Annotated in this window: 11 protein-coding genes and 1 pseudogene; 5 read left to right on the top strand and 7 right to left on the bottom strand. The window is 63.2% G+C overall.

Annotation, left to right across the window (positions count from 1 at the left end; all coding sequences use genetic code 11):
* The first annotated feature begins 53 nt into the window (after positions 1-53).
* The 3 genes and pseudogenes from IE160_RS01910 to IE160_RS01900 all read left to right on the top strand — a co-directional run.
* Entirely contained in the window at positions 54-416 is a 363-nt protein-coding gene (locus tag IE160_RS01910; RefSeq protein WP_191151500.1) for an iron chaperone, read from the top strand.
* Between the two features lie 104 nt (positions 417-520).
* Positions 521-991: a hypothetical protein gene (locus IE160_RS01905; protein ID WP_191151499.1), complete on the top strand. Its 471-nt coding sequence runs from the start codon at positions 521-523 to the stop codon at positions 989-991.
* A 47-nt stretch (positions 992-1,038) separates the two neighbouring features.
* Positions 1,039-2,184 (top strand): annotated as a pseudogene (locus IE160_RS01900) (IS3 family transposase); the annotation flags it as partial.
* A 720-nt stretch (positions 2,185-2,904) separates the two neighbouring features.
* Here the strand turns inward: IE160_RS01900 and IE160_RS01895 are convergent.
* The 7 genes from IE160_RS01895 to IE160_RS01865 all read right to left on the bottom strand — a co-directional run bounded on the left by IE160_RS01895 (position 2,905) and on the right by IE160_RS01865 (position 10,308).
* Entirely contained in the window at positions 2,905-3,747 is an 843-nt protein-coding gene (locus IE160_RS01895; RefSeq protein ID WP_191151498.1) for a WD40/YVTN/BNR-like repeat-containing protein, read from the bottom strand.
* Positions 3,748-3,773: 26 nt separating this feature from the next.
* A complete protein-coding gene (locus tag IE160_RS01890) occupies positions 3,774-4,361 on the bottom strand; it encodes a DUF305 domain-containing protein (protein WP_191151497.1) in 588 nt (195 codons plus the stop codon).
* A 493-nt stretch (positions 4,362-4,854) separates the two neighbouring features.
* Positions 4,855-5,832 carry an alpha/beta fold hydrolase gene (locus IE160_RS01885; RefSeq protein ID WP_191151496.1) on the bottom strand — a complete coding sequence of 326 codons (978 nt, stop codon included), beginning with the start codon at positions 5,830-5,832 and terminating at the stop codon, positions 4,855-4,857.
* A gap of 114 nt (positions 5,833-5,946) precedes the next feature.
* Positions 5,947-6,501: a DUF305 domain-containing protein gene (locus tag IE160_RS01880; protein WP_191151495.1), complete on the bottom strand. Its 555-nt coding sequence runs from the start codon at positions 6,499-6,501 to the stop codon at positions 5,947-5,949.
* Positions 6,502-6,600: 99 nt separating this feature from the next.
* A complete protein-coding gene (locus IE160_RS01875; protein ID WP_191151494.1) occupies positions 6,601-6,900 on the bottom strand; it encodes a metal-sensitive transcriptional regulator in 300 nt (99 codons plus the stop codon).
* Complete coding sequence (locus IE160_RS01870; protein ID WP_191151493.1) at positions 6,890-9,079, bottom strand: heavy metal translocating P-type ATPase; 2,190 nt, start codon at positions 9,077-9,079, stop codon at positions 6,890-6,892. Before IE160_RS01870 ends, IE160_RS01875 begins: the two co-directional genes overlap by 11 nt.
* Positions 9,080-9,903: 824 nt before the next feature.
* Positions 9,904-10,308 carry a heavy metal-responsive transcriptional regulator gene (locus tag IE160_RS01865; RefSeq protein ID WP_130484801.1) on the bottom strand — a complete coding sequence of 135 codons (405 nt, stop codon included), beginning with the start codon at positions 10,306-10,308 and terminating at the stop codon, positions 9,904-9,906.
* A gap of 55 nt (positions 10,309-10,363) precedes the next feature.
* On the opposite strand from IE160_RS01865, the gene IE160_RS01860 reads away from it, so the two are divergent.
* Together IE160_RS01860 and IE160_RS01855 are read left to right on the top strand one after the other, a co-directional pair.
* Positions 10,364-10,681, top strand: coding sequence for a thioredoxin family protein (locus tag IE160_RS01860; RefSeq protein ID WP_191151492.1), 318 nt, complete (start codon positions 10,364-10,366; stop codon positions 10,679-10,681).
* Positions 10,678-12,030, top strand: a complete 1,353-nt coding sequence (locus IE160_RS01855) for a dihydrolipoyl dehydrogenase family protein (RefSeq protein ID WP_191151491.1) — start codon at positions 10,678-10,680, stop codon at positions 12,028-12,030. Before IE160_RS01860 ends, IE160_RS01855 begins: the two co-directional genes overlap by 4 nt.
* Positions 12,031-12,074 lie beyond the last annotated feature (44 nt).

Raw genomic sequence — 12,074 nt, 5'->3', positions numbered from 1 at the left:
GACTGTCCCGGGGGGGGCTACCGTTCCTCCGCCCCTCGGCGCACACTGTCGCCATGAGCGAGTCACCCCAGCCCCTGACCGACTACATCGCCGCGGCACCCGAACCGGCCCGCGCGGTGCTCGAGCACTTCCACCGTCGTGCGCTCGCCCTCGCCCCCGACGCCGAGGAGGCCACGAGCTACGGCATGCCCTCCCTTCGGTATCGCGGCAAGTCACTGGTAGCGGTGCGCATCACCGGCTCGGGCTACTCCGTGTACCCCTGCAGCGGCACGGTCGTGGAGAAGATCGGCCATCTCGCGGAGGGCTTGAGCATGTCGAAGGGGGCGATCCGCTTCAGCGACGCCCATCCCCTCAGCGACGACGCCTTCGACGCGCTCGTCGCGGAGCGCATGGACGAGATCGACGGGAGAAGCTGACCGCGACCGCCGAGATTGCGCTCGCGGTCAGCACGGCTCGCTAGTCTGGGCGCCCCCGCCGGGCGGCGACCGCCGCCCACCCGGGCCCACGACGAGGAGCAACCATGGCGAAGTCCACGAAGAACAGCAAGGCCACCAAGGCCGCGCTCGATGCGGCAGCAGAGTCTGCGAAGGACGCGAAGAAGCTCGCGAAGACCCTTCCGAAGAAGGTCGTGGGCAAGGCCATCGGTGCCATCGCGGCGATCGCCGCGGCGGCCGGGAAGGCCAAAGGCAAGGCGCAGAGCCGCCGCGCTTTGGCGCCCGCCGACAGCCGGGGCGACAGGGACGTCTCAAAGAGAGCGAGCGCGAAGGCGGCGGTGAACGCCGAGGCAGAGAAGGTGCGCACCGCAGAGAACACGAAGGCGAAGAAGCCGGCCGCGAAGGCCGACTCAACCCCCGTGTCGAAGCCCGACGACCTGTCGTCCCTGACGGTCGCGCAGTTGAAGGAGCGCGCGCAGAAGGAAGGGCACACGGGCTACTCGCGGTGTACGAAGGCCCAGTGGCCTGACCCCAGATTTTCGGTCCGTTCGTTATGAGAGTCGTCTTGTTGCCCCGCTCGTCGGGGAGGAAGACTGGATTCATCATGACCACGAGAAGGCGCCGGCACACGCCGGAACAGATCGTTCGCAAGCTCGGCATCGCTGACCGTGTCCTGGCCGATGGCGGCGACGTTGCAGCTGCCTGCCGGGAGCTCGGCGTGTCGGAGCAGACCTACTACCGGTGGCGCAACCAATACGGCGGCCTGAAAGCAGAAGACGCGAAACGGCTCAAAGAGCTCGAGAAACAGAACGCGACCTTGAAGCGACTGCTGGCTGAGGCGGAGCTGGAGAAGGCGGCGTTGAAGGAGCTGGCAGAGGGAAACTTTTAGGCCCGGGCAGACGCCGCGCCGCGATCCGTCACTTGCTGAGCGTGTTCGACATCAGTGAGCGGATGGCGTGTCGTCTGGTCGGGCTGAGCAGATCGGCCTGGCGCCGACCCTTGGTCTCGGAGACCTGCGCCGACCCAGACGCTGCATTGCGGACGTGGCTGCGAGCGTGGGCGAAGACTCATCCTCGGCGCGGCTACCGCAACGCCCACGCCGACGCCGTCGGTGAGGGCTGGGTGGTGAACGTCAAGAAGATCCAACGGCTCTGGCGTGAGGAAGGCCTGCGGGTGATCGTGCGTCGTCGCCGCAAACGCGTCGGCGCCTCCACCGCTGAACCTATCCCGGCTGACGCGCCTAACACGGTGTGGGCGGTGGATTTCCAGTTCGATGCCACCGAGAACGGTCGCAACCTGAAGATCGCCTCGATCATCGATGAGCACACCCGCGAATGCGTCGGCGGGCTCGTGGAGCGCTCGATCACCGCCGACCGGCTCGTGGACGAACTGGAGCGCATCGTCGCCCACCGTGGCCTGCCGACTGTGTTGCGGTGCGACAACGGGCCCGAGTTCGTCTCCCAAACCCTCGCCGACTGGGCGAACGACTCGGTGGGGATCTCCTACATTCCGCCGGGCCAGCCGTGGCGCAACGGCTACGTGGAATCGTTCAACTCCCGCATTCGCGACGAGTGTTTGAACCTGAACAGTTTCTACAGCCTGCACCATGCCCGGGTCGTGATCGGCGACTGGAAAAGGGACTACAACCATGGCCGTCGCCACTCCGCGCTCGGCTACCGGACCCCGGCGGCCTATGCTCGGGACTGCACGCATCGAAACCCGTGACGACTCCCAAACGGCGTGGACCGAAACACGGGGTCAGGCCACCAGCTTGTCGACCTGCTCTCACGCTGACGCGCCCGAGCACGACACCGTGAGACTTCACACGGTGCCCCTGGAGGGACTCGATCCCCACCGTGCCGCCTCGACGCCGCTTGCGGCGCCGCGGACTGCGCGGCGTGGGCCCACGTAGGGTTCTCGAAGCTTCCACCGGTACTGATGCGAAGAGCCGACCCTTCGGGGCCGGCTCTTCGCATCAGTGCACCTGCTACGGGTTTACTCGAACCCCGCGCCCGGGGTCGCCGCACCCCAGGAGCTGCTCTTCCGGTCGAGGTCGCGAGAGAAGCAACCGACTGGCCGCGCTCCGCGCCGGCGGGCTCGGCAACTGCGAGCAAACGAAGCCGAGCTCGTCGTTACTCGCTACCTCGCCGTCCGCAATATCCGAACCGTTGCTACGGAGTTCCAGGTCTCCCGAACGACTGTCGCCCGCATCCTGACAAAGCACGGGGTTGACGCGTCGCGCAGGATGACCGACGCCCAGATCACCGTCGCCGCCGGTCTATACGAGCAAGGGCTATCGAGTGCTGCAGTCGGTCAACGCCTGGGGTTTGACAACCACACAATTCTCAAAGCCCTCCGGGGGCGTGGCATCGAGATCCGAGCTCGCGCCACGACCGACCCCCTAAAGCGTGTCGCCGAAGTAGATTAGGCCCGACCGTGGGGTACGGCGTACCACCGCACCCCACGTGGGCTAGAACTCGGCGATCACGTTCCAGGTTGCCCCGCCATCATCGGATCGACTGACACCGCTGATCCCTCCCGAAACGATCGCGCCATCACTTCCTACAGAGAGGGCATCCGTGAGGGGCGGCGCCAACCCGATCGATGTCCATGTCACGCCATCGGTGCTGGTGTGGATGTATCCATCGACATCGACTCCGACGAGGAACGCATCAGTCGACGCGTCTTCTGGGCTCGACGCAATCAGAACCAGGAGCGGGGCTTCGTTCACCGGCGTGAACGTCATCCCATCGTCTCTGCTGACCAGGAGGCCTTGTTCTGTCGTTGCATAGAGCGCCTCGGCGGCGGTATCCCAACTGAGTGAGCGGGCACCAATCGACGCGCCAGTCATCCAGCTTCCCGCTCCGTCTCGACTGACCATGACCTGACCGGTCGCCGAGTCAATGCCCGCCAGTGTTGATCCCCCCGGTGATTCCTTGATGGTCATGCTGTGGAAGTCCACGTCTCCGACGAGGGAGATCGGGGCGAACCCTTCGCCTACGAGGTCGAGTTCGTAGACGCCGATGTTCGCTGGGAGATTCTCGTCGAGCGCTGGGTGGCCAGAGAAGTAGATCGTGTCTCCGAGTCGCGCCATTCCCATGACGTCGCCTCCCCACTCGCCGAGACGTTCCACCGACCCGTCGGCCGTGACGTGCAGAACTCCGTTATGGGTCGCCACGTACACCGCTCCCGTTCGCTGGTCAAGATCGACGGCGTGCACGTGCGACACCACGATGGGCTCCTCAGCAATGGGCATGTCCGTTGCCGGTGATGTGCATCCCGCAACGGTGACGGAGAGGGCGGCGACCGCCATCGCGGCCGCCGCTCCTGTCCGCTGCATTAGGAGTTGAGCATCGAGCGCATGAGCTCGATCTCCGCCGTTTGGCTGGCGATGATGTTCTCCGCCAGCTCGCGCACACCGGGGTGCTCGCCATCAGCAAGAACATCGTCGGCCATCTCAATAGCGCCCTCGTGGTGCACGATCATCTGCTCGAGGAACAGGTCCCCGGCTTCAGGTCCACTGGCGTCCTCAAGTGCCCGCATGTCCTCCTCGGTCATGCCTGCCATGCCGTCCATTCCGCCCATGCCGCCGTGATCCATTCCGTCCATGCTGTCGCTCATGGCGGGCATGCCCCAGTCATCGAGCCACTGCTTCATCTGCTCGATCTCGGGGCCCTGGGCAGCCTTGATCTGCTCAGCCAGCTCAACAACCTCAGGGTCGACGCCCGACTTGGCAAGCAACACGTCGCTCATCTCGATGGCTCCTTCGTGGTGCGGAATCATCATCTGAACAAACATGACGTCTGCCATGTTGGCGCCGGAACTCTCGGACGGCTCGGTAGTGGTCGAACATGCAGCCAGCCCCATCACGGTGATCAGGGCGAAGGCACCAGACGCGAGCGCGCGGATGCCGAATGACTTCTTCATGGTTCTACTTCTTTCGTCAGTGTTGGTTGTTCGGTCGCAGTGATGGTGCGTATTCACGCAGACATCGGGCGGCGAATCACTGACGAATGATGCAGAGTTCCGTGAGCTCAGGCGGGCGCGGCTCAGCGAGCCGACGGGGTGTGGTGTCGACCCTCGACACTCCCGGCGCTAGCAGCCCATGACGAAAGGCAACGAGTGGCAGGACCAGGCTGATGACCACAATGAGCGCCAGGAACACACACGCCATCAACAGCCCGGCGTGATCGCCAGCACAATCCACGCACGTGGAGTTTTCGTCGTCAGAGAAGTTCGCGTCGAGATGAGGAGCGACAGGCGCAGAGTGGTCGTGCTCCAGGGGCAAGGCAGATCCAGCAACGGAGCTCGTCACGGCAGTGGAGTGACCGACGGGGGTCGAGCCATGAGTGCCCATCGCGATGCCGACGACGGTAAACGTCGCAATCAGCAGCACGTACCCTAGGCGCCGAAGCATCTCTCATACCTCCAGGGGGTATGGTCTCACATCTCCCTCAGTCGAAATAGCGTATTCGCTGAGAACAGAGCGCACGATCGATGCACAACGCTCCGGGTCGCTCAGGGGCAAGCGATGGCCGCCGGGCAGGCGTGTGACGGTGATGTTCGGGTGCGTGCGTTCGAGCTCCTCGGCGCGACCGGGAACTTGCACCGGGTCTTTCTCACCGTCGACCAAGTGAACGGGCACATTGCGCGCAGCTAGGTCTCCAAGCGCGTCCGACCAGCCCGGATCGCGCACCAGCGAGTCGAACCCTGCGATGTACCCCGACCAGGTGTGTTCGACCGAGTCCCGGGCGACCGCCACCGGGAGTCGCGGGCTGATCGCAATGGCAACCCCGCGAGCCACCGTTCGGTTGTGACACATCCACTGGCATACCCGTTCGGCAACAGGCCCTTGGGCGAGCAGCGCCTCGAACCAGCCCATGTGCCGAATCCGGTCGCTGGCCTCTTCTGCCGAACGATACAGAGGAGCGTCGAAGGCCACGACAGCACGTGTCGGTGTGTGTCGCGCCCCAACCCGGAGGGCCAGAGATGCGCCCATGGAGTGCCCGACAATCACGACCGGGCGCGTGTGCAGTTTGAGCGCCCGAAGTGTTGCGATCACGGAGTCAGCGTGAACATCAGCGTCGACGGTTGCCCGAAGCGCTGGATGCTGGATGGAGGCACCGAATCCGATCGGGTCGATGGCCACGACGCGCGCATGGTGTCCGAGCACGTCGTAGGCCTCACCCCAGAAACGCTCGCTCGAGGCGAGACCTGCGAGAAGCACGACGACCGCCTCGCCGGTCCCGTGCACCCGTACGCCAAGGCCTGCGGCTTTCGCGCGCTCTCCCGCACCTGGTCGCCAGGAGTGAACCTCCGGCGAGAGCGCGTGAATTCCCGACCACACCAACGCTGGCGCTGCGAGGGCGGCCGCCGTGAAGATGCGTGATGCTTTCATGACGTCGAAGCGTAGCTAGCCCGCCACGGTTGCGCTCGAGACGACCTCGGGGAAAAGTTCCCCACCCCACTCAACCGCGTGCGAATCGCACACGAGAGAAACGCTTCTTGCTCTCTAAAGATTCGCAAGCAAGACTTCCATCTCGGCGATTTCATTAGTCTGCTGTTCGATGATGGCGCGCGCCAGCGCGACGGCTTCGGGGAACTTTCCGCCGTCAACTTCAACTTGGGCCATCTCTACGGCGCCCTTGTGGTGCACGATCATGCCTTCAAGAAACAGCCGCGCGGCCTCGATGCCCTGGGCGTCCTCGAGCGCCATCATGTCGGTCTCGCTCATCATGCCGCTCATCATCATGGAGTGACCTCCATGGCCACCAGCCATGCTGGGCGTACCCCACGCTTTGAGCCAATCATTCATTTGGTTGATCTCAGGCTGCTGCGCAGCTTCAATTCGCGCGGCGAGATCTTGAACTTCCGCAGGTATCCCCTCTTTTGCCAGGATCACTTCTGCCATCTCCAGCGCGCCCACATGGTGGGGAACCATGTTCGAGGCGAACGACACGTCCCGATCGTTGAATGGTTCGGCTCGGTTCATCCACGCCAGCGCGCCCGCGGCACTGAGCCCGACGAGCACGATGACGCCGGCAATGATTGCTATTCGTTGTTTCATTTCTGATTCCTCCTTCCACTTTCGTGGGTTATTGGTCCTCGACGTCAAAACAAGTCGAGGCGTAGCAGTGGCAACACCACTGCTACGCCTCAGCTCGTTCTAGGAGCGCACCAATCGTGCGATCGCCTTGGTTGCCTCATCAAGCTTCGCGTCAGCAACATCGCCGCCAGATCGGACAGCGTCCGTGACGCAGTGCTTGAGGTGCTCATCAAGCAGTCCGACGGCAACACCCTGCAAGGCGCTGGTGAGCGCTGAAATCTGGGTCAGGATGTCGATGCAGTACTGCTCCTCATCGACCATGCGGTGAATCCCACGCGCCTGACCCTCGATGCGCTTCAACCGGACGAGATACTTCTCCTTATCGGCAAGGTAGCCATGGTTTCCCTGATCAGCCGACATGCGAGAGCTCCTTCCTCTGTTCAGGCGCCGAGCCCAAGATTGCTTTCGCACTTGCCTCGGGTCGCAGGTCGAGTCGACGCAGCCACTGCGCATTCAGGGCGACGACGATCGTCGAGACCGACATCAGGACAGCGCCGACCGACATCGGCAGCACGAATCCGATCGGAGCAAGCACACCAGCGGCAAGCGGAACAGAAAGGAGGTTGTAACCCGCCGCCCACCACAAGTTCTGCTTCATCTTTCGGTATGAGGCCTTCGACAGCTGAATGACCGACAGCACCGAGCGAGGATCAGAGCTTGCCAGAATGACGCCAGCCGAGGCGATGGCAACATCAGTACCCGCGCCAATCGCGATCCCGACGTCCGCCTGCGCAAGTGCCGGAGCGTCATTGACCCCATCGCCGATCATCGCCACCGACCGGCCCTCTTTTTGGAGCTCCCGCACCTTAGCGGCCTTATGCTCCGGCCGAACGCCAGCAAAGACACGATCAATACCCAACTCGGCGGCAACCGTATGGGCAACGGCCTCTGCATCGCCGGTGATCATCACTACCTGACGGCCAAGAGCGTGCAGTGCGTCAACCGCTTGGCGCGACTCATCTCGGATGGCATCAGCAAGGCGCAACGCGCCAATGACTGTCCCGTCCGCAACCACATGGAGGATGATCGCTCCCTCCTTGCGCCACTCGTTCGCAACAGGGAGCTCTGTTTCATTCTCTTCAGTCAGCAGGTGTGGGCCACCAACGCGAACCCTCTTGCCCTCGACCAGCGCGGTCACTCCAACCGCCGGGGAAGAGCTGAACTCACTCGCTCTGGGCACGTCGATTCCGCGGCTTCGCGCAGCCTCCACGATTGCGCGAGCTAAGGGGTGTTCCGAATCCGACTCGGCCGCCGCGGCGAGAGCCACAACCTGCTCTTCCGTGAACCCACTGGTGGGTTCGACCGACGTGACCGTCGGCTCACCCTTGGTGAGCGTGCCGGTCTTGTCAAACAGGATGGTGTCAACGGTCCGCATACTCTCCAGCGCGAGTCGATCCTTGATGAGAACGCCGCCGCGGGCGGCACGTTCAGTAGCAATAGAAACAACCAGCGGAATGGCCAGACCGAGTGCGTGCGGACACGCAATCACAAGCACCGTGACGGTGCGGATGACTGCTTCATCCGGCATGCCTACGAGACTCCACACACCGGCCGTCACTAGCCCGGCGGCAAGCGCAAACCAGAACAACCACGCAGCAGCTCGATCGGCAATTCGCTGCGCCCGCGAGGTCGAATTCTGCGCCTCTGTGACCAGGCGCTGAATTCCGGCCAGTGCAGTGTCGTCGCCGACCGCCGTGATCTCAACACGAATCGAAGAGTCGGTTGCGATCGTGCCCGCGACGACGATCGCGCCTTCATTCCGCGTGACTGTCTTTGACTCACCGGTAATCATCGACTCGTCCATGCTCGCAGACCCCGAAACAACCCGGCCGTCCGCGGGGACGCGGCCACCAGGGCGCACCACAACAACATCGCCGACTGCTAGGTTCGCCGGCGCAACAATGCGGACCTGCTCACCGTCGATGACTTCTGCTTCGTCCGGGAGCAGCGCAGCCAGTGAGTCAAGCGCTGATGTCGTTTGCGCAAGCGAACGCATTTCGATCCAGTGCCCAAGAAGCATGATGACGATGAGCAACGCGAGTTCCCACCAGAAATCAAGTTGGTGATCAAGGAGCCCGAGGCTGGCACCGAGTGAAGCGACAAAGGCGACCGTGATGGCCAATCCGATCAGCAGCATCATCCCCGGCTTGCGGGACCGGAGCTCCGAGACGGCGCCCGTCAGGAAGGGCCGGCCACCCCAGAAGTACATGACGGAGCCGAGCACCGGTGAAGCCCAGGCAACCCAAGGGGTGTTTGGAAGCTCATAGCCGACAAGCATCGCGAACATATTTGAGAGCGCAACCACAGGCACTGCCAGCACGAGCATGATCCAGAAGAGTCGGCGAAATTGGCCCACATGATCGCCGTGGCCAGCATGACCACCGTGGCCCATCGCTGAGTGACCCGACGCATCGTGCCGATCGATCGATGCGTGTGGGTCAGCGCCGTGGTCGTGCTCGCTCCTGTGCACCGCGTGCTTGGACTCCGGTGCGCTCGTCGATGCGAGCGAGTGGTGGTCATGGTGATCGTTGTGCTGCATTGCGTCTCCTTACCCACGAGGGATTGTCATCTCATGATACCCCAGGGGGGTATGCGAGTAAAGACCTTTGGACTCGCTCGATGGACTTGCTGTTGTCAGGGATCGGCCCACATCTCGATGACAGGAGTCCGGTCGCAGGACACGCTGCGAAGTCGAGCTGTCCAACTGCACGCGTTGAGAGAAGTTCCGCCGACCGGAATAGCCGACCGGAATAGCAGTGCACCTGGAGGGACTCGATCCCCACCGTGCCGCCGCGACGCCGGCAAGCCGGCGCCGCGGACTGCGCGGCGTGGGCCCACGAAGGGTTCTCGCGGCTTCCAGGGTTCAACGCGCGAAGGGCCCGTCCTTGAGGACGGGCCCTTCGCGCGTTGTGCACCTGCTACAGGTTTACTCGAACCCCGCACCTGGGGTCATCACACCTCAAGAACTACTCTTCCGCTCGAGCCCCCGCAACCAGGAAAGTTCGACAACCGGAACTCGTCGGCGAGCCCGCCAACTGAGGGCTGACGAAGCAGAAGCTGTCGCGACCCGTTACCTCGCGGTGCGCAACGTTCGAACCGTCGCCGCCGAGTTCGGACTTTCCCGGACTACCGTGGCCCGAGTCCTGAGCGATCGCGGAATCGACGCGTCACGAAGGATGACCGAGGGTCAGATAGCGATCGCCGTCGAACTCTACGAAAGTGGCCAGTCGAGTGCCGTGATCGGCAAGCAGTTAGGCTTCGACAACCACACGATCTTGAAGGGGCTGCGAAGCCGCGGCGTCAGGATCAGGCTTGCGGCCGCTCAAAGGCGAGAGGGTGATTCAGGAAGCGTCTCCTAAAGGGTCAGCCTCCCGTCGAGACGATGACGCTGCAGACGCCCCCCGGTTCGCAGTCGGTCGGGTCGAGGTCTCGACCCGCCGCGATCAATTGATTCAATTCAGCTTCCAAGACAGCAAGCTCACGTTGCCGCCGCTGCACCTCATCGAGCTTTTCCTCGAGCAGAGTTGAGACATGAGCGCAGGGCGCTTCGCCCGCGTCGCGGATGTTGATCACACTGGCGATCTCAGCAAGGGTGAGACCCGCCGATTGCGCGGATCGAATGAAGTTCAGTCGCGATACGGCCGCGTGGTCATAGCGGCGATAGCCATTTCCTTCACGCGCAGAGGGCGAAAGAAGTCCTCGTCGCTCATAGAAACGGATTGTCTGTGAGGGAACACCGCTGACGTTGGACAGGTCGCCGATCTTCATGGGCTCCATTTCACCACTTGACCTTGCATCGCGCTACAAGGTTTATTCTCCGAGAATGGAGATCACGCTGCAGTACTTCACTGGTTGCCCGAATTGGTCGATCGCCGCCGAGCGTTTGGCAACGATCGCCTCCGAACGCCCCGACATCACCGTTCTTCACCGGCTCGTCGAAACGTTCGATGACGCGGAGAAGCTCGGCTTCCGCGGCTCGCCCAGCATTCTCGTCGACGGAGTGGACCCGTTCGCCGACTCGTCGGCACCCGTCGGCCTGGCCTGCCGTGTGTACAGCACACCCGCAGGTCGCGCTGGCGCCCCCACACTAGAACAACTGCGCATGGCGATCACCGCACAGCACGATCGAGTCGCACTGTGAACGCGGAGTACGACCTGTTCGTCATCGGTGCCGGGATGGCAGGGACCACTGCGGCCAACCGCTGCGCGTCCCAAGGCTGGAAAGTCGGCATCGTCGACACCCTTCCCTACGGAGGCACCTGCGCTCTTCGCGGCTGCGACCCCAAGAAAATTCTCCGCCGAGGCGCCGAAATCATCGACGATGCACGCCTCATGCACGGCAAAGGCGTTAACCAGAATGGCCTCACACTCGATTGGCCCGCCCTCATGCGGCACAAGCACGGCTTCACCGACGATATTCCAGGCGCCATGGAGTCCACGCTGAAACGGAACGGTGTGTCCACCTTCCACGGCGATGCCCGATTCGTCAGCCGCCATCACGTCGACATCAACGGCGAACAGCATTCCGCAGCACGATTTCTCATCGCCACCGGAGCCCGCCCTCGGCCGCTCGAGTTCTCCGGGCAGGAGCTTCTGGTCGACAGCACCGAATTCCTGAACCTCGAAGCGCTGCCCAGAAGAATCGTGTTCGTCGGCGGCGGGTTTGTTTCCTTCGAGCTGGCGCACATCGCAGCGCGCGCTGGCGTGGAGTGCGTGATCATCGACCACGGCACAAAGCCGCTGCGCGCATTCGACCCGGACCTCGTAGATCTGCTTGTGCGCCGCAGCGAACAGGCTGGAATACGAGTGCACCACAGCACCTCCGTGAGCGCAGTCACGCACACCTCCACGGGCTTTCACGTTGCAATCGAGCGGGACCGCGCGACGTCCAACATCGACGCCGACCTTGTGGTGCACGGAGCGGGCCGCGTACCCAACTTCGACGGCCTCGATCTGGAGGCAGCCGATATCGCGCACGGGCCACAGGGCATTGACGTCTTCGGGCACTTGCAGAGCCGTAGCAATCCGTACGTCTATGCAGCAGGTGACGCGGCGGGCACCCCGGGCGAACGCCTGACGCCGGTGGCCGTCTTCGAAGGTAAGGTCGCCGCATCCAACATGCTCAAAGGCATCGAGACCGTGCCCGATTACGCCGGCGTGCCCTCGACGGTGTTTACGATTCCAGAACTAAACCGGGTCGGGATGCTCGAACAAGAAGCTGCACGCGATGGTCGAGAGATTTCTGTGCGCTACCACGACACCAGCGGCTGGTACAGCAATTACCGAATCGGTGAGACTACCGCCGCCACGAAGGTGATCGTAGATCCAGCGACCGACTTGATTCTCGGGGCGCACCTACTCGGCCCAGGCTATTCAGAAGTGATCAACACGTTTGGCCTCGCCATCAAGCTCGGACTCACCACCCGACAGCTGAAGTCCGTGACGGCCACCTATCCTTCCGTCGGCTCCGACCTCGGCTCCATGTTCTGACAAATGCGATCCCGAGCGGAGCCGAAAGGCGTACAACACTGCTG

It is taken from the genome of Chryseoglobus sp. 28M-23, assembly GCF_014789785.1.
GTDB classification, from domain to species: domain Bacteria; phylum Actinomycetota; class Actinomycetes; order Actinomycetales; family Microbacteriaceae; genus Microcella; species Microcella indica.
The sequence above is the reverse complement of the archived record's forward strand: the minus strand, read 5'-3'. Positions and strand labels throughout refer to the sequence as shown.